The organism is Helicobacter pylori (assembly GCF_003637685.1).
GTDB lineage: Bacteria > Campylobacterota > Campylobacteria > Campylobacterales > Helicobacteraceae > Helicobacter > Helicobacter pylori_CJ.
In genome coordinates, this window is record NZ_MVWW01000003.1 from 41,090 (window position 1) to 60,288 (window position 19,199).

Annotated in this window: 13 protein-coding genes and 2 pseudogenes; all 15 read right to left on the reverse strand. The window is 39.1% G+C overall.

Annotated features, from left to right (window positions below; all coding sequences use genetic code 11):
• Nucleotides 1-25: 25 nt before the first annotated feature.
• The 15 genes and pseudogenes from EAL44_RS03225 to EAL44_RS03295 all read right to left on the reverse strand — a co-directional run bounded on the left by EAL44_RS03225 (nt 26) and on the right by EAL44_RS03295 (nt 19,198).
• Nucleotides 26-1,198, reverse strand: a complete 1,173-nt coding sequence (locus EAL44_RS03225) for a pyridoxal phosphate-dependent aminotransferase (RefSeq protein WP_121074630.1) — start codon at nt 1,196-1,198, stop codon at nt 26-28.
• Between the two features lie 158 nt (nt 1,199-1,356).
• A complete protein-coding gene (locus EAL44_RS03230; RefSeq protein ID WP_120868629.1) occupies nt 1,357-2,169 on the reverse strand; it encodes an outer membrane protein in 813 nt (270 codons plus the stop codon).
• Between the two features lie 174 nt (nt 2,170-2,343).
• Nucleotides 2,344-2,751: a hypothetical protein gene (locus EAL44_RS07840; protein ID WP_162970337.1), complete on the reverse strand. Its 408-nt coding sequence runs from the start codon at nt 2,749-2,751 to the stop codon at nt 2,344-2,346.
• A gap of 21 nt (nt 2,752-2,772) precedes the next feature.
• Nucleotides 2,773-3,834: a ComEC/Rec2 family competence protein gene (locus tag EAL44_RS03235; protein WP_121074633.1), complete on the reverse strand. Its 1,062-nt coding sequence runs from the start codon at nt 3,832-3,834 to the stop codon at nt 2,773-2,775.
• Nucleotides 3,834-8,653 (reverse strand): annotated as a pseudogene (locus EAL44_RS03245) (type ISP restriction/modification enzyme). Before EAL44_RS03245 ends, EAL44_RS03235 begins: the two are co-directional and overlap by 1 nt.
• Before the next feature lie 76 nt (nt 8,654-8,729).
• Complete coding sequence (locus EAL44_RS03250; RefSeq protein ID WP_121074638.1) at nt 8,730-10,031, reverse strand: (Fe-S)-binding protein; 1,302 nt, start codon at nt 10,029-10,031, stop codon at nt 8,730-8,732.
• Entirely contained in the window at nt 10,028-11,401 is a 1,374-nt protein-coding gene (hemN, locus tag EAL44_RS03255) for an oxygen-independent coproporphyrinogen III oxidase (RefSeq protein ID WP_121074641.1), read from the reverse strand. Before hemN ends, EAL44_RS03250 begins: the two co-directional genes overlap by 4 nt.
• Entirely contained in the window at nt 11,401-11,916 is a 516-nt protein-coding gene (locus EAL44_RS03260; RefSeq protein WP_000413470.1) for a DUF2603 domain-containing protein, read from the reverse strand. Before EAL44_RS03260 ends, hemN begins: the two co-directional genes overlap by 1 nt.
• A 36-nt stretch (nt 11,917-11,952) precedes the next feature.
• Entirely contained in the window at nt 11,953-13,050 is a 1,098-nt protein-coding gene (gene aroC, locus EAL44_RS03265) for a chorismate synthase (protein WP_121074644.1), read from the reverse strand.
• Nucleotides 13,047-13,766 carry a ribonuclease III gene (rnc, locus tag EAL44_RS03270; protein ID WP_162970338.1) on the reverse strand — a complete coding sequence of 240 codons (720 nt, stop codon included), beginning with the start codon at nt 13,764-13,766 and terminating at the stop codon, nt 13,047-13,049. The genes aroC and rnc overlap by 4 nt, the downstream gene beginning before the upstream one ends.
• Nucleotides 13,723-14,209: pseudogene (gene rnhA, locus EAL44_RS03275) on the reverse strand (ribonuclease HI). Before rnhA ends, rnc begins: the two are co-directional and overlap by 44 nt.
• Nucleotide 14,210: 1 nt before the next feature.
• The gene (locus EAL44_RS03280; protein ID WP_121074653.1) at nt 14,211-15,221 is read right to left on the reverse strand and encodes a tetratricopeptide repeat protein; all 1,011 of its coding nucleotides are present in this window, start codon (nt 15,219-15,221) and stop codon (nt 14,211-14,213) included.
• 10 nt (nt 15,222-15,231) lie between these two features.
• On the reverse strand, nt 15,232-16,476 hold the full coding sequence (locus EAL44_RS03285) for a peptidylprolyl isomerase (protein ID WP_121074656.1): 1,245 nt from the start codon (nt 16,474-16,476) through the stop codon (nt 15,232-15,234).
• A complete protein-coding gene (gene gatB / locus EAL44_RS03290) occupies nt 16,476-17,900 on the reverse strand; it encodes an Asp-tRNA(Asn)/Glu-tRNA(Gln) amidotransferase subunit GatB (RefSeq protein ID WP_162970339.1) in 1,425 nt (474 codons plus the stop codon). Before gatB ends, EAL44_RS03285 begins: the two co-directional genes overlap by 1 nt.
• On the reverse strand, nt 17,900-19,198 hold the full coding sequence (locus EAL44_RS03295; protein ID WP_121074663.1) for a M16 family metallopeptidase: 1,299 nt from the start codon (nt 19,196-19,198) through the stop codon (nt 17,900-17,902). Before EAL44_RS03295 ends, gatB begins: the two co-directional genes overlap by 1 nt.
• Nucleotide 19,199 lies beyond the last annotated feature (1 nt).

A 19,199-nucleotide genomic window follows, 5' to 3' on the forward strand; every position in this document is an offset into this window, starting at 1 on the left:
CCCCCCTTTTTTAAATACCAATTTTTTACCCCTTTGATTTGACAAAGCGAGCGATGCGTTCAATCCCCTTTTCAATCTGTTCTTCTGAACATGCAAAAGACAAACGAATATAACCTTCCAATCCAAAAGCCTTTCCAGGCACTAACGCCACGCCTTCTTTTTCTAACAACTCATGGCAAAATCGCATCGAATCCCCCCCACAAAGACTGCCGATATGGATAAAAAGATAAAACGCCCCATCAGGTTTTAAAGCACTCAGCCCTTCAATCGCATTGATTTTTGCGTGGGCTAAATGACAGCGCTTCTCAAAAGCCTGACGCATCGTTTCAATTTCTTTATCCACCAACCCCTCAAGTGCCACAATAGAAGCCATTTGCGTGATAGAATTGATATTGGAAGTGCATTGGCTTTGCAAGTTGTTCATCAATTTGACTAATTTTTTATCCTTACTCGCCGCATAGCCCACACGCCAGCCTGTCATCGCCACTGACTTACTCAAGCCATTAATGGTAATGGTGCGTTTTTTCATCTCTTCACCCACCGCCGCACAAGAAACAAACTCCCCCTTATAAACAAGCTTTTCATAAATTTCATCGCTAAGCACCCAAATTTTAGTGTCTTTTAAAACTTCGCCTAAAGCCTCTAATTCCGCCTTGCTATAAAGCATGCCGGTGGGGTTTGATGGGGTGGTGAGAATGAGCATTTTTGTTTTGGGGCTTAAGGCGTCTTTAAGCTGCTTGGGAGTGATTTTAAAATGGCTTTTTTCATCGGTTTGAATGAATTGACTCACTCCCCCACTATATTTCACAAGCTCAGGGTAAGTTACCCAAAAAGGCACAGGGATAATCACCTCATCGCCCTCCCCTATTAAAGCTTGAATCGCATTGAACAAGCTTTGCTTAGCGCCATTACTCACTAAAATTTCACTCAGCTCATAATCCAAGTTGTTTTCTTTTTTCAATTTAAAAGCGATCGCTTTGAGTAATTCAGGAATCCCAGCCACTGGAGTGTATTTCGTAAAGCCGTCATTTAGGGCTTTTATAGCCGCATCTTTAATCGCTTGTGGGGTGTCAAAATCAGGCTCGCCCGCTGAAAAACTCAAAATATCTTTTCCTTGCGATTTTAATTCTTTAGCGAGCGTGCTGATAGCGATCGTTGTGGATTCTGAAAGGGATTGGATTTTAGAGGAATATAACATGCTTAATCCTTGTTAAATTTTTGAACTATCATAACATGATCAAAAAGATTTTAATTCTAATTTTCAAAAAACTTTCAAAAATGTTTCAAAAGAAAGCGATGGTTCATGCGAGAAAACTCTAATTGAAAATCCAATTAGAGAAAAACAAGCGTTTTAAATCAGAAATTGTAACGATACCCCACATAAAGGCTGTATTGACGGCGGTAAGTGAAGCTCAAATTCCCATGGTTAAAATAATAAACATTGATAGTAGGAATCTTCACGCCAAAGTCAAATTCTTGATGCCGACCAATATGGGTGCGGATCCCTAAATTAAAAAGGAACTGGAAAATCGCCGGATCAAGGCTATAGGAAGTGTGCTTATAAGGGCTTTTAGTTTCCAAAAAGGCCCCTGTCGTATTACCCCAAGAGTTGCCCGCGATTTGAGCCCCAAAAAAGAAACCAAAACTCGCATCTTCTTTATTAATGACATTGTATAAAGTGTCAATACCCACACCATAAGTGAACATGTCAGACAGATTGCCCATTGTCCCTACTTTGGTCGCGCATGGTTGGTGAAGCTCGCACACCCCACCATTATCTGAAGTCAAAGCGTTCGCTCCAAACACGGCATGCCCATAATCCATAAAGCCGTAATAACGGGCACCAAACCATCTCTTCTCCCCAAAAAACTGCTTATAACCCACAGTAAGCCCTAAGCCTTGCATAACGGCTAGATAGTCGGTTTTACCCACAGGGAACTTAGGATAGTTAAATTCGCTGCTTTTGGGGGGGTTTTTAACGCTTTGTGAAGCCTGACCGACTTGATAGCTAATCCCCAAATACCAAGCGTTTTTCTCGCCTTTCACTACTTTATACTCTTTTGGCTTTTCCAATTGCTTTTGCACTTCTGTGCTACCTTCTGCTGCCAAAAGACTATGACCTAACACTACCGATAAACAGAGCGTTTTAAACACTACAAACTTTTTCATACAACATTTTTCCTTCTAAAAGTCTACATTTCGTATAATAATAACATAATAATCTATAAAAAACCTAAATTCTTAAGAAAAACACCCCTAAAACTTAAAATTTTAAATTTTCTAGGGGGTTTTAGTGGTTTGGCTCTGCGATTTTTTCTGTTTTTGGGGGATTTTGGGATAAACTTAAGAAAAAAGGGTAATCCTTCTTTCTTTATAACTTTCAAGTGCTTGTTGTGCATAATTTTCAGAGCATATTTTAGTCATTGCGATTGTAATCAAAATAATGGAAATATTTAGGTAAAAATATTCGCTTGAACACGAGAGGGACAAAGTAGCTAAAGATAAAAGAATAGAATTTCTAAAGAAACCATAGGCTATATTTTTCCAAAAAAGTTTTGCATCATCTCTTGTTTTGGCTCTAATGTGTGATATTGCTTCTTTTTCTCCATGCTCTTGACATATTTTTTTATATAATTTTGGGGCTTCTTTTTTAAAGTATTTGATCGTTGGGTTTTCACATTTGATCCAAATAAATCGCTCAAGCATTTTACTTGATGAAGCAGAAATAAAGCCAAAAATACTAGACAACATAACGACTAGCGTTGTTTTAATTCAATCATGACTTTTAACTTCTTTATAAGGAAGAGAATCGGCAGTTGTCCAACCTTCTCTTTCTAGGACATCATCTCCCCTACTATGTCTTATTTTTGCTCCTTGTGTAGCAAAAACCTTGCATCCTCTATCAATAAAAGCATTAACAACCACTTGCCTAGGGTGTGAGCTGTCATTTTTTCCCGCAGAAACAAAGGCGCTTATTGATTTTTCTTTGTTTGTTTCTATCTCTCCTATCAAATGATCTAAAACTTGTGAGCTAACATTCCTCCGGCTTCCATGGTGAGGAACTTGTATAAATTTTAAATTTTTTGCAATATTAATTCCTTGGTTTTTAGCATATTCATAAGCTCCTTCTAAAGCTTCAACCCCAGCATCTCCAGTAAAAAGAATTCCTCCATACCCTAAATTCCCATAAAGGATCACACTGCTTTCGTTTTCTCTGCTTGTTTTTCCATCGCTCTTTGGATTTTCTTTAGTAGGTTTAAATTCCTTTGTTTTGTCAGAGTTTGGTATAAGATCAAACAAATGCCAAGATTGACTTGGAGATAAAATACAAAACTCTCCAATCTTTTTTCCCGCATAGGGTTCTTGGACAGAAATCTTTTTACTCAAAGCAATCTTTTCTAATTCTTTGGCATATTGATAGTAGTCCCAAGAAAATCTATCTCTTATACTATCCACAGTTGCCCTTTTGTCTCCTTTGAAATTGCTGTTTTTATCAACAAACTTGACAATTTCTTCGATATGCTCCCAAGGTCTATGCATCCATAATTCTCTAACTTCCAAATTTTCTAACACTTCAGTCAATCCTGATGCATGATCTTGATCCGGATGCGTATTGATTGCATGATCAACACGCTCTGTCTTATAGTATTCTTTTATATGTTCCACTAGTTTTTTTCCAGACTCCTTTGTTCCTCCATCAATCACCATAACTTTTTGTCTTTCCTTATTCCATTTGCCACACCACCATCTCATGGCTATGGCGTCCCCACTCTTTTTTCCATCGCCTACTGGTAAAAAATCTATCTCATAGCTGTATTTTAGATTAGTATCCATCACTCAAATCTCTTCATGCTGATCTTTTCAATCAAATCCACGCTTTTTTCAGAAAGTTTGATGACCCTACAAAGGAGTTCAAAAACGTATTTTCCGCCGGCGTAATCGTTCGGGTTGTTTTCAATCAAGCTGTCTTTATCGGTAGTGATTGAATAGCGTTCGATCACCCAGTCAATCGCGCTTTTGCCATTCACCACATAGTCAAAAGCTTTTTGGGGGATTTTGGTGATGGTGATATGGTGGTTGTAAAGGATGCGATCCTTTTCTTTTTTCATTTTAACCACATCATAATAGCCCTCTATTGCGGCGTTCATTAGCGTTTTATATTCAACGCTTGCGTGCATTTCCCCGCTCTCATAGTTCAGGTGCAACTCGGCTAATTCTTTGCCAAGAATAGAGAGTTCTTTAAAATCCTCGCTCAAAGCGATGCGTGGCGCTTCTTTGGTGAGAGAGTTTTTGTATTTTTCCACATAGCCTTTATGGTGGAAAATCGCATAAATGTAGTAAAAAATCTCTTCTTCAGTGATAGCATTATCTTTATAATGCCTCCTGAAGAGATTGAGCGCATAGCCACTGATCGCGTTATAGCGGTTCCCTAGATCATCATAATAATACAAGGGATAAGCTTGATTGTTCGCCATTGTTTGGATGTCAGTAATCTCGTTTGCAATCAAGCAGGAAAAATTTCTTGTGGTGGTATTAATCACCACATTACGCGCGCTTTTGTCTGGGAAAATTTTGGGCAATTGAGATTGTCTGTGTATCCAATCCTTATCCCAATAAAGCCATTGTTTGTTAAAAGGGCGGTACAAGGCTAACCTTATGCGCTCTTTGCTGCTTTCTGGCAAATTTTCATTGTTGATGAGTTTGTTTTTCAAGCCATCAGTCCAAGAAATTTTCGTTTGATCGGTGGTGATTTCTTTATCGTTTAGGTGCTTGTAGAGAACGGCTTTTTTAACGCCTTTAGTGCGGTGTTTGAAGGCTTCCCTGAAACGCTCATTGAAGCGCTTCAAATCAGCGTTATAAGTGTCAATGCAGTTTTGCACCGATTGCTTTAAAGCGTTTGGCGAAAAATTATACACCCAAGGATCACGATTTGTTGCCACCCCGCCAGAATTGAGATCAAAAATACTATTGAATATTTTGAGTTTTTTGTCTCTTTTTAAAGGGATGAGCTTTTCAAAATCGTCATTCCTTTGGTTGATCCAATCGCCTTTGTCATTGGGGGTAATTTCCTTAAAAGGCACAAAATCCAAATTTTCAAAACCCGCAAGCAAGTGGAGTTTGGCTTCTCTTTTCAAATAATCATCCACTTCATAGTAAAAAATCGTATTATTGGGGGCGTTCTTGTCTTTGACAAAAAAGATGATCGCTACCGTCGCCCTGGATCCGCTATCAAAGATTTTCCCTCCTTCTTTTTTTGACACTTCCCCTGAAGTGCGCTGATTGCCCCTCAAATTCAGCACATAAAGATGCGAAAATTCTTTGGCCACGCATTTTCTGAACCCATCCGCGCTTTTAGAGTCAATGAAGCTCCCGTTCACCACAAAGCCTAGCACCCCTTTATCTTTTAAAAGATCGCTCGCCATGCGGATGCTGTGGATGAGCGTGTCTCGTGTGGTAGCTCCCTTGTTTTTGGCGGTGGAATTTTTGCCGTAAGTTTCATAAACTAATTTTTCAAGCTTAGGGTGTGAGAGGTTTTGGTTGTTATCGTTTTCGCTTTTAGCGCCGCTTGAATAAGGCGGGTTGCCGATGATGACTTGGATTTTTTGGCCGGCTAGAGTGGTTTTGATTTCTTTGTTTTCTTTCAAATCTTCAAAGAAAGGGAATACCCCCTTATTTGTTTTTTCTTCCAAATAATCCAAGCTGTCCGTGAGCGCGATGTTTTTGAAATTTTTTAACGAGCTGTCCCTATTTTGCGCGGCTTGGGTGATATTGATTAAAGCGATATAATAAGATAAAAGCACGATGTCAAAAGCGAACAAATGGTTTAAAAACTTCTCTTTCAAGGCTTCATCGCTAATGAGATTATTTTCTTTAGAAAGCAAACGAGCGATAAAACTCCCGGTACCGGTGAACGGGTCAAAAATCGTGATGTTTTTATCGTTAAAATCCGTGTTGAAATGCTTTTTCAAAATGCCGTTAGTGGCCCTTAAAATGAAATCCACCACCTCTATAGGCGTATAAACGATCCCTAGTTTTTCGCTTTGCTTTCTAAAGGCGGTTTTAAAGAAAGTGTTGTAGAGGTTTTTAATGAGCTCTTGTTGGCTTTTGTGGCTTTTGGCATGCGCTGCTTCGGTTTTCACGCTTTCATAGAGGTTTTTAAGATCTTTAGTTTCTCCTTCTAGCCCTAGATCGGAGAGTTTTAAAACCATTTTATCCAACGCTTTAGCGATAGGGTTTTTAATATTGTCCCCAAAAATCGCGTCAAAAATGGGCTTAGTGATGATGTGAGAAACGATCATATCCAAGGCTTCATCTTCTTTGATGCCTTGATGGATATTGTCCCTTAAAGAAGTTAAAAAGTTGTCAAAAATTTCAGGGTTTTTACTAAAAATGTCTTTCAGGCGCTCATTCAAGGTTCTTGCGATGTGGCCCGTTTTTTTAGCGAAATTTTCCCAATAGTTCCTGTCCCCTAATTTAGTGGGCATGACATTATACATAGCGTTCGCTAGATCTTGTAAAAAGATAGCGTCAAAAAGGGTTTTTTGGGCTTGTTTGGGATCGTTTGGAGATTGTTCGGTTTTATCTTTTTTTAACTCTTCCTCATCGTCTTGCTTTTTGCCATCATCGCTTCCAAAGATTTTGATTTTTTCTTTAAAAGTGGCTTCATCAACCAAGCTTGGATTATGGCTTCTTAAGGCTTTTATCACTTTCCAAATGTTTTTGAAATTGGTGTTATTGACGGCTTCATCTAGGTTTTTAATTTCGCTCTCTGCTAAAGCGATGGGCAAAATGATATAGCCTCTTTTTTTGTGTTTGGCTTTGCGCATCACCCTACCCACCGCTTGGATAATATCCACCATCGCGCTTTTGCCATCAAAAAAGATAACGCTATCCAACGCCGGGACATCCACCCCTTCGCTCAAACACCTGGCATTACTTAAAACCTTACAAGTGTTGGGTTGGAATTGGTTCAAGTTTTCTAATTTCTTAAGCCTCTTCTTACAATTCATGGTGCCATCAACATGATCGATGCTGATTTCTAGGTTTTTAAAACTCTTTTTCTTCAGCTCTTCATTATAGCATTTCATGATCGTTTGAAAGGAGTCGTTAATATTTTTACTCGTTTGTATGCTTTTACAAAAGCTTATGGCTCTTTGAGAAACAAAGGTGTCTGCTTTGTTTTTCAAGTCGTTGTCTTCTTTGTTCTCCTCGTCTAAAGCGATCAAATCCTGCTTGGCTAACCCTTTATGCGTGCCAACGATCTTACACACAAATTCGTTATTGATGAGCTTTTTATCCAATTTAGTGCCTTTGGCTTCAAGCTCTTTGATCTTTTTATTCACGCTGTTAGTAACGCCGCTTAAATTTTCTGAACGCACCGCTAAAATGATGACTTTATAATCGGTGAGGAGATCTAAAGCGATCGCTCTTCCAAAATTGAGCGTATAAATTTCTCCGCCAAAAACCTCCGCATCATCCATAGAATAGATAACATTATCTTTCTCTTTGGCTTTAGCTTTAGAACTTTCGCTATATACTTTAGGCGTGGCGGTCATATACAGGCGTTTTTTAGCTTTGATATTTTCATTGCTGTGGCACAGCGTGAAAGCGTTTTTATCGTCCCTTTCATTCGTGGAATACATAGCCCCTACCGTTCTGTGCGCTTCATCGCAAATGATGAGATCGATCTCATTCAAACCCGCTTCTTGCGCTTCTTTAATACGCAACGCGCTGTGGTAAGTTGAAAAGATAATGAAACGCTTGTTTTCTTTTTGTGCTTTTTCATAAACGCTTAAAATGTCTTCAAGGCGGGTGGAGGGCTTTATAGGGAGCTCAGAAAATTTAATGTCGTCATTGTCTTCATTCTTATTTTGCCCGACTTTATCATCGCTGCACACGATAGAAGCGTAAAACGGCTCGCTTTTTTCTTGCGCGTATTCTCTAAAAGTTTGAGAAAGCAAAGCGATGCTTGGTGCTAGAAAAAGCGTGATCTTGGGATCTAAAGCTTCCATGATTTTTAAAGAAGTGTAGGTTTTGCCTGTCCCGCATGCCATAATGAGCTTGCCTCTAGCGTTTTTAGGGTTAGAAAAATACTCCTTGGTAGCGTTTATGGCTTCTGTTTGGTGGGGGCGTGGCTTTTTCTTATCGCATAAGGGGATTTCGTCTTCGGTTTTTGTGGGATCAAACTTTTCCCAATCAATGCGAGAATAGATAAAATCCTCTTCACTGATAATGTCAATATCAATACCCATTCCTATGCTTCTGATCTGCTCAATTTCTTGTTGGGCCGTAGAAGTTAAATCAGAAGTGGAGATGATGATCCCTTTTTTAAACCTGATCTCCCCTACCCCGCTTTGCAATTTAGTTAAAAAATTTGAATGTTGTTAAGCGAGACTTTATCTTGATGGAATTTGCATTGCACGGCGATGTATTCTTTTGAAGCCGTTTGAATGACTATATCAATCCCCCTATCGCCTTCATTATTCCTTAATTCCCAATCGTTCCAAAGCTCAATAGACTCGTATTCGTTAGCGCTGTCATGTTCTTGTAAAAAATGCTTAGAAACTTTTTCAAACCAGCTCCCTTTAAGGCGTTGGTTGGGTATGGCTTGCAGTTTTTCTTTAATGAGTTTATAGGCGCTGATTTCTTGCATTTTTCATTCCTTATAGTGGTGTTATAAAGTTTTACATTATATAAAAAGATATTGAAAAATGGGGTTAAAAAGGCTTTTATTCAGCGCTTTTTAAAGCTTTAGCGATGAGTTCTAAAGGGTGTGAAAAAGTGGGGGTGTTAGGGTCATCTAAAGACTTTAAAGCGTTATTGAGTTGCATGTGGCATGCCCCGCATTCTGCACTCAAAATTCTGGCTTTGGTGTCTATGATTTCTTTAGCCCTAAGAAGCCCCACTTTTAAAGAAAACCCCGCCTTTTCGGTTTGCATCGTAATCCCCCCAAAACCGCAGCAATTGTCCGGCATTTCTTTAATTTCATAATGCGAATTGAGCAAGTTTCGCACTTCTTTATGAGCGTTTAGGGTTTTTTTGGCATGGCAAGGGTTATGATAGGTGATAGCCTCTTTTTTCCCCTTAGGGATTTTTTCTAAAAGACTTTTTAAAGGGGTGTGTTTCTCTAAAAACACGCTCGCAAGATAGATTTTAGGCGTGATCTTTTCCAAGCGCTTCACATACAAATCCCTATCTGTTTCGCCTAAAAACACCTTGTAATAATCATTAATAAGCATGCTAGCGCATGTGGCTTCAGGCACGATGATCGCATCCACTTCCTCTAAATAGCTTTCAAACCATTCTATGTTTTTTTTCACTAAAAAAAGCGTGGTGTCTTTATCGCCGGTAAAATACGCAGGGGCTGAGCAGCATTCTTGCTTAGGGATGATCGCTTGAATGTTGAGTTTTTCTAAAATATACAACAAGCTTTCCCCTACTTGCTGGTAATGGTAATTGCTCAAGCACCCTATAAAGATCGCCACTTTTTGAATGGGGGTTTCTAAAGGCTTAACTTCTGCATGCTTTTGTAAAAAACTTTTTTGATTTAAAGGAGGCAGTGTGCTTTTTTTAAAGCGTTTGAACAAGCCTTTAAACACCGCCCTAGGCTCTAAACTATCCCCCACTTGCTTGAAAACGCAAGGGGCTAAAAAATGCGCCACCGAAAACACCCTATCCATTTTTTTGCGGTTTTTTAAAAGGGAAAAATAGGATTTTTTATACCAAGCGATGCCATGCTTTTGAGCGATTTTTTCTCTGGCTTTTTCTATTAAGGTGTCTATGGGCAAATGAAAGGGGCAAGTTTGAACGCAAGCGGTGCATAAAAAACAAGTTTCTAAAAGGTGTTTTAAATTCGTGTCTAATTTGAGCTTGTTTTGAGCGTTTAGGCGCATCAAATCTAAAAAGCCCCTAGGCGAAGTCGCCTCGTCTTTATGAATGCGGTATATGGTGCAATCTGGCACGCATTTAGCGCATTTAACGCAAGCGTCCCCTACTTCTTCAAAAATATTTTCATTAATATTCTCATTCATAGCGTTTTACTGAAATGTTTTTCGCCCCCACGCAAATACGCGTCAAACTCCATGGCCATGTTTCTTACGAGCATGCCCCCTGTTCTTGTCATTTCAAAGCCTTTAGCATTGAAAGAAAGTAAGCCCGCTTCTTCATAAGGCTTTAATTTTTCTAATTCTTTTTTAAAATGCGCTTTAAAATCAATAGAAAATTTTTCTTCAATCTTAGAGTAATCCAATTTTAAATTACTCATCATCTGCATGATCACTTCTTTTCTTAACGCATCTTCTTGGCTGAGCGCTACGCCCCTTTCTACCGGTAAATGCCCCAAATCAAGGGCTTTTTCATACTGATGCAAATCTTTATAATTTTGCGTGTAATAATCGCTCCCTTCGCCAATACTTGTAACGCCAATACCAATGGTTTGAGTGAATTTTTTCGTGGTATAGCCTTGAAAATTACGCCGTAATTCCGCTTTTTGAAGGGCTAAATACAATTCGTTATCGCTTTTAGCGAAATGATCCATGCCTATCATTTGGTAGTTAGCTTTTTCTAAAAAACTAATGAGAGCTTCTAAAATCTCTAGTTTGTCTCTAGGGCTTGGCAATAAGGTTTCATCAATTTTACGCATCGTTTTTTTCACCCAAGGCACATGCGCGTAATTGAACACCGCTAATCGATCCGGATCTAATTTCAAAACCCATTCCAAAGTTTTTAAAAAACTCTCTTTAGTCTGGTTGGGTAAGCCATAAATCAAATCAAAATTAATGGATTTGATGCCGTAATCTCTAGCGAGTTTTACGGATTCTTGAACCATTTCAAAAGGCTGGATCCTATGAATGGCTTTTTGGACTTCCAAATCAAAATCCTGAACCCCAAAACTCAAGCGGTTAAACCCCCTATCAAACAAGGTTTGCATGTGTTCTTTAGTGAAATGCCTAGGATCAATCTCGCAACTCATTTCAATATCTTTGCTGAAATTAGGGAAAACTTCTTGAATGCTTTGCGTGATTTCATCTAATTGAGGGGGCGAAAAAAAGGTCGGCGTGCCGCCTCCATAGTGGAATTGCGCCACTTCTCTGTTGGTATCCATGGCGTTTTTTAAAAGGGCGAGTTCTTTTTTAAGGTAACTGATATAGCGGACTTTTTTCTCTTCTAAGCTGGTGTAAATGACTGAACAAGCGCAAAAATAACACGCGCTCCTGCAAAAGGGCAAATGCGTATAAAGCGATAAAGGCATGGGGTTTTTGAGGTTGTCATGGTTAAAAAACGCTTTTTTCAAACTCTCTTCGTTAAAATTTTCGTTAAACTCCACCGCTGTGGGGTAGCTAGTGTATCGCGGACCGGGCTTGGAATATTGTGAAAATTTTTCAAAATCAATCGTTTGCATTAAAAATTTTCCTCATCGCTATTGTCAAAATTTTCAAAATTATTCTCATTAAAAGGGGGTTGTTTGAACATGTTGTCAAAATTAAAAAACAAATTAGGGTGTTCTTTTTTGATTTGTTTGACAAAATTTAAGGTGTTGATATTGGGCAAATTCCCGTCTTTTTGGCGTAAATTTTCCAATAATTGCAAGGAAACTTCGCGCACGTCTTCAAAATCAATCGGCGCTTGGGTGATAATATCCCTTTCTAATTCCGCCCTGAGCCTGGCTTCAAAAGCCTTTCTGGCGTTTTCTGCCAAAAGAGAGATCACATTGTCCGGCACTAAAACATAATTTTTATCTTCTTCATCAGAAATAAAATAGGCTTCATTCTTTTTAAACGCCCCTTTTTCTAACTCTAAAAGCATTTCATTAGTGCTGATTTTTTTGAGAAAGGCTCTGTTTTTTTGGGTGGTTAAGCTATGGATAAGTTTTTGTGATTTGGTTTTAGAAACTCGTTTTTTAGGTAATTTTTCCATTTATATCCTTTTTAAGCTGATTGTATCCAATTTCGTTTAATTCTCATTATAAATTGTTTTTAAATACTCTATTTTTGAAGTCAAATTGAGTAATACCATATCGGCTAACACTAACGAAAGCAAACTCTCGCACACCACACTCCCTCTAATCGCAATACAAGGATCATGCCTGCCCTTTAACAAGCATTCGCATTCATTGCCATTAATGTCTATGGTTTGTTGAGGTTGGAAAATGCTTGGCGTGGGTTTGAAATGCACCTTAACAATAATTTCTTCCCCATTGCTCATGCCCCCTAAAACCCCCCCACTACGATTGCTCAAAAACCCTTTTTGATTCATTAAATCGTTATACTCTGAGCCTTTTAATAAAGAGCTTTCTACCCCCTTGCCTATTTCAACCGCTTTCACCCCATTAAGCCCCATCATCGCTTCAGCGATTTTAGCGTCTAATTTAGCGTATAGCCCTTGACCTAAGCCAATGGGGAGTTTTTGATTTCTTTTCACGCTCCTTGCTCTAATCAAAGCCACGCCCCCGATGCTGTCATGGTTTTTAATAGCGTTTTGAATGGCTGTTTTTTGCGCTTCTTCTTGTTCTTTGTCTAGGGCAAAAATCTCGCTTTCTAAAGCGTAATTAAAATCGTAATTTTTGGCTTCAATGCCCCCAATTTTAATGATCCCGCTTTCACAAACAATACCAATTTCTCTTAAAATCATTTTAGCAAACGCCCCAGCTGCCACTCTTATAGCGCTCTCTCTGGCCGAGCTCCTCCCCCCACCCCTAAAATCCCTGATACCGTATTTATGAAAATAAGTGAAATCCGCATGGCTAGGCCTAAAAAGGTTTTTAATGTTATCATAATCCTTGCTCCTAGCCCTTTGGTTGTAGATTAAAAACCCTATGGGCGTCCCTGTGCTAAAATCTTCAAAAACTCCGCTTGTTATTTCCACTTTATCGTCTTCTTTTCGTGGCGTAATGAAAACATTCCTCCCCCCTTGGCGGCGCTTCATTTCCTTTTCTAATAATGCATAGTCTATTTTAATCCCGCTAGGCATGCCGTCTAATACCCCCCCTATCATATCCCCATGCGATTCCCCAAAAGTCGTGAGCCTTAAAAAACGCCCCAAAGTGTTCATTTGGCTTCCTTAAGTTTTTGAAGCGCTTGATAAGCGCATTGCTGTTCGGCTTCTTTTTTACTTTTGCCTTTAGCGGTCGCATACATTTTATCTTGAATGTATAGAGCCATTTCAAATTCTTTATGGTGATCGGGGCCTTTTTCTTGGAGTAATTGGTACGAAGGGATCACGCAAAATTGCGCTTGGGTCAATTCCTGCAAAGCGGTTTTATAGTCCATAAACAAATGCTCCAAATCCAAACGCTTGTAAGCGCGATTGAGTAATTTTTGTATGATTTTACGCACCTTAGCTAACCCTGCTTCTAAATACACCCCAGCCATTAAAGCCTCAAAAGCGCTTGACAGAATAGAGGGTTTTTCCCTCCCATTAGAAATTTCTTCAGAAGAAGAAACGCGCAAATAATCTTGTAAAGCAATCGCTTTCGCTAATTTCGTAAAACCATGCGCGCTCACGATAGAAGCCCTTAATTTAGAGAGTTTGCCCTCATCGTATTGATAAAATTTATGGTATAGCAACTCCCCTATCACCAAGCCCAACACCGCATCGCCCAAAAATTCCAAGCGCTCATTGTTCAAAGCGAGCTTGCATGATTTATGCGTTAAGGCTTGCTCCAATAAACGCTTGTCTTTAAAAGAATACCCTAAAGCTTTTTCTAGCGTTAGATAAGGGTTATTAGGCGTTGCATAAGGGCTGTTTTGAAAGCGTTTGTTTTTCATCATTTTTCCCTTTAAGTGGTCGTTTTGACCCGTTTTTGCGCCTCTAATTTAGCGAGGCTATCGCATCGTTCATTTTCGGCATGCCCGTTATGCCCCTTGATCCAAACAGCCACAATAGAATGCCCTTTAGAGAATTTTACAAATTCTTTCCATAAATCCACATTTTTAACTTTAGAAAAATTCTTTTTTTGCCAGTTAATCAGCCACACATTGATCGCTTGGCACACGTATTGTGAATCGCTATAAAGCGTGATATGGCATGGGCGTTTCAAAATTTTTAACGCTTCATTCAACGCTCTTAATTCCATGCGGTTATTCGTGGTGAAATTTTCGCCCCCACTGATGGTTTTTTCTTTATCTTTATAGCGTAAAATCGCCGCATACCCGCCTGGCCCGGGATTGCCTAAAGAAGAGCCATCGCAAAAAATTTCAATTTCTTGCATCTTAATCCACTCCCATAGCATGCGTTTCTTTAGAAATTTTAAGCACCATATCCATAAACGCTAACTGGTAACACACAGGACACCTATGGCTTTCAAAAGGAAAGATTTGTTTGCAATGCTTGCAACGGTATTCAAAAGTCAGACGCGCTTTCATAGGGCTATGCAATAAAGCGCGTAAAACCTCTAATTCAAAAACTTGGCAAGGTTTGTGATCCAAAAGCAGCCCTTGGGATCGCGCGATGTCTTGCAAAAGGGCGTGTTTTTCTAAAATGAAAGCAGGGATATTCATATCCCATAAAAGATCGAGTAAATTTTCTAGCCGTTCGGTTGCATCAATTTCTTGCCAAAAAAGATTTTCATCATAAGATTTTAAATAATTTAAAGCGATTTTTTTCAAATCTAGAGACGCTTTTGAAACATGTAAGATTTTAGCCGTCTCTTCCTTATTCTCTATTAAATGCATGAGATAAAGGTAATTTTTAATCGTTTCAATTTCAACCACTTCTAATTCTTCCAAACATTCCAAAGTCTCTAAAGCCTTTGAATAGTCTTTCTCTAATTCATACGCATGCAAAAGTTTCAACAACGCTTCCACATTCCTTGGGGAAAAGCGCAAAATTTCTTTCACGGTGTCTTTTGTTTTTTGCAAATACCCCACGCTAAAATAATTTTCAGCTAATAAATCTAAAACAGCGATTTTTTCTTCATCTTTTAGGGGGCGATTCAAAAGCCCTTTTAAGATTTCAATACTCATTTCTATGTCAGCGATTTTAGAATACGCCCTAGCTAAAAACATCAAACTAGAAATTTTAGCATGCTTTAAAAGCTCGTCTAAATTCTCGCTGCTCGCGTAAGCGTTTTGATTTTGGGCGAATTTTTGTAAAAATTTTTTGTTTCTCTTTCGGGTGAAATACGCTCTAGCCTGTTCTAATAGAATGACAAGAGCGATAATGAAAGTGAATAAAGCGATAGAAAATAAAGAATCTTTATAGAGGAAATTGAAGTGTTGCACGATCTAAAGATCACTCTCTAATCATCACAATCCTAGACTTGACGCGCAATTTTTCAAAATGCTCTTCTAAAATCTTATCTTTAGACTCTTCTACTAATTTTTGAGCGATGAATTGCTTGGCTTGGCTGAAGCTCACTTCGTTTTTACCCTTTTTTTCTTTGATATAAAAGGTGATGAACTGCCCCCCACCTCCATTCATAACGGGCGTAAAAGAACCTTCAGCATGAGAAATAAAGACTTGAGCGATTTGAGGGTTTAAGGTTTTCATCTCTATTTTTTCATTGGCCTTAGTGACCCCTGGAATTTCCAAGTTAGGATCTGCCATAGCCCTTTCTAAATCTTCTTGATTGGTGGAAGTGTAGCGCACGGTTTCTACTTCTGTGGGGATACTGAATTGCTCCTTGTGTTTGTTGTAATACTCGCGCATTTTGGTTTCAGAGCTGGTATCCACATTGGTGAGCAAAATATTACGCAACAATTCTTGCATTTCTAAATGCTCTTTAAGCTGATCTCTATAGAGTTTATAATGCCCCTCAGCCATAAGCATTTGTTTGAAATGGTCCAAATCCATGCCTTGCTGTTGCGCCATCATCGCCATTTCTTGGTCTAGCTTGTCATCATCTACATGGATTTTTAAGCGTTCAATTTCTTGGTTTTTAATGCGTTCAGCGATCAAACGATCCCTAGCTTGAGCTTTACTCACTTTAGATTTTTCTTGCTCTTCTTGGATTTGATACAGCGTGATAGGCGAACCATTAACAAGCAATGAAATGCCCCCTACGACCTTATCTTCAAGGGTGTTGTTGGTAGCGTCATTAGGATTCCCAAAAATAGAATTGAATTGCGAGCCAGGACCTGCTCCTTTATTTTTTTCAAGAGTTTGAGAGGTTGTTTCTTTTTCTTCAGGTTTTGGCGCGTTATTTTGAACGCCTTGATTTTGCATGCCTTGATTTTGAACTCCTTTACCACTCCCTTTGATTTTAGGAGGCGTGATCTTTGGAGCAGGATTTTTGGTATCCCCATGATGGACTTCTGCTCTAGGTTTTGCTCTGGTTTTGGTTGTTTTCTTTTCTTCGGTGTTTTTCTTTTCTTCTTTATTCTTCAAATCCTTATTCTTCAATTCTTGGCGGATTTTTTTATCCAAAGAAGACTCTTGCTTCCTCCCTTCTAAGGCTTCTACTTTAGAATCAGGCTCTGCATAAACCACCCCAATAAATAATAGAACCTTAGAAATATAAGAAAAAATTTTCCTCATCAATCCAATTTCTCTTTCAAAATAGCATTCACCACGCTAGGATTAGCCCCTTTTAGATTCTTCATCGCTTGCCCTACAAAAAACCCAAAAAGCTTGTCCTTACCGCTTTTGTATTCAAGCACCTTGTCGGCGTTGTTTTTTAACACTTCTTCTATAACTTTAACAATCGCTTCCGTGTCATTGACTTGAGACAAGCCCATTTGTTCAATAAGGGTATCCACATCGCCCCCATGCTCTTCTAAAAGCCTGTCTAACACATCTTTAGCGCTCTTACCCGAAATCTTGCCCTCATCAATGCGTTTGGCTAAAGCGCCTAGCGCATGAGCGCTAATCCCACAATTTTCTAAAGTGATTTCAGCCTTCAAGCGCCCTAATAATTCCACGCAAAGCCATGTCACGCTCGTTTTAGCCTTAACCCCAAGATTGAGCATGCTTTCAAAATACTCCGCCAATAAAGGATCGCTCACCAATAAATTCGCATCGTCTTCTTTAAGGTTAAAATCTTTCATGTAGCGGGTTTTTTTCGCACTGGGCAATTCATTGATCTTTTGAGCTTCTTTTAAAAGTTTCTCATCAATAAAAACAGGATACAAATCCGGATCTTTAAAATAGCGGTAATCCGCTGATTCTTCTTTATTGCGCATAGAAAGGGTGATCCCTTTGGCGGTGTCAAAAAGGCGCGTTTCTTGAACCACCTCTTCATTATAACGCCCATTTTCCCACGCCGCGCTTTGGCGCTCTATCTCGTATTCAATCGCTTTAGCGATAAATCTAAAGCTATTTAAATTTTTAATCTCCACCCTCGTGTAAAGCTTTTCATCGCCTTTAGGCCTTATGGACACATTCGCATCGCACCTGAAATTCCCCTCTTGCATGTTCGCATCAGAAATCCCTATAAAACGCACGATAGCATGGAGCTTTTTCAAATACGCTATGGCTTCTTCACTATTTTTCATGTCCGGCTTGCTGACAATTTCTAATAAAGGGGTGCAAGCGCGATTCAAATCCACCAAAGAATAACTGCCCTCATGGATATTTTTGCCGGCGTCTTCTTCCATGTGGGCTCTTTCAATACGCACGATTTTTGCGCCCTCTTTGGTGTCAATCTCTAACTTCCCATCGCTCACAATGGGGACTTCAAACTGCGAAATTTGATAAGCCTTAGGCAAATCAGGGTAAAAATAATTTTTCCTCGCAAAAATGGAATACTGGTTGATATGGGCTTCAATGGCTGTGCCTAATTGGATGGCTTTTTTAACCACTTCTTTATTCAATACCGGCAAAGCTCCCGGTAAGCCCAAACACACAGGGCATGTGTTAGAATTGGGGGTTTCTCCAAAGCTTGTAGAGCAAGAGCAAAAGATTTTGGTTTCGGTGTTGAGTTGGACATGGACTTCTAGCCCGATTACAGCTTCAAATGGCATTATTTGTCCTTCTTTTTATTGCTCACAATGGCAAAAGTCAAGTCGTTGATTTCGGTGTGCGCTTTAATGAAATCATTGATCTCTTTCAAACTCATTTTTTGGATTTGATCCAAGAGCGTTTGGTTGAAATTTAAAGGCAAACCTAAATAAAAATAATTGTAAGTGGTGTTCAAGCGGCTAGAGATCGTTTCATTCCTTAAAGGCTCAGAGCCTAGCAAAAACTTTTTAGCGTCGTCTAATTCTTGTTGCGTCATGCCTTTTTCTATAAATTCCTTAACAATTTTTTTAACCAAGGCAACGCTTTTAGCTTGAGTGCTGAGCTTGGTTTGCAAATACCCGCTAGCAAAATGCGCCACTTTAGAAAAATTAGAGCGGATATACACGCTATAAGCTAAGCCCTCTTGAACCCTGATTTTTTCCATTAAACGAGAGCCAAACCCCCCACCAAGCACAAACATCATGACTTTAGATTTCGCTAAATCCTGTTTTAGATCCTTGATTTTAAAGGGTGCGCCAAAATACACGAAAGCCTGTTCAGTGTCTTTATAGAGGACTTTTTCGCTTTTTTTATCGCTCGCTTCAAAATAAGGCTCTTCATACGCTTTACCTTGTGGTAAGAAATTAAGAGCGTTATCTAAACGCTTAAGAGTTTGATCGATTTTCAAATCGCCCCCAAGCACCACCACGAGTTTATTGAGTTCAAAGACCTTAGAAAATTGCTGTTTCAAATCCTCTAGCTTGATTTTTTGGAGACTCTCTTTAGTGCCTAAGGCTGCGTTAGCTAAAGGGGTGTTAGCAAAAAGTTCTTGCTTTAAAGTCAATTTAGCCAAATAATCAAAATCGCTTTCTTTTTGTAAAAGCGCGGCCAACATTTGGGTTTTGACTTTTTCTAAAGCGTTTTGCGTGAAGTTAGGGGATTTTAAAAGCTCTTTTAAACGCGTTATGGCTTCATCTTCGTATTCTTTTAAAAATTCTAAAGTGATTTGCAAATCTTCTGCGCTGGTATCCACATTCAAACTAATCGCTTTTTGCTCTAAAAGTTGCGCAAACCCCACCGCACCAAGCTCTTTAGTGCCTTCGTTTAAAACTTGCGCGAATAATTTCGCCAAACCCAACTGGTTTTTATCGCTTAAGCTCCCACCCCCTCTAAAAGCTAAATGGATAAACCCCATGGGCAACAAATGGTTTTCTTCATAAATCACAGGGACTTTAGCTTGATTGATTTCTTGGTGTGTCAAAGCGCTCGCTTGTAACCCCATAAAAACTCCTAATAATAAAATGATTAAAATTTTTTTCATG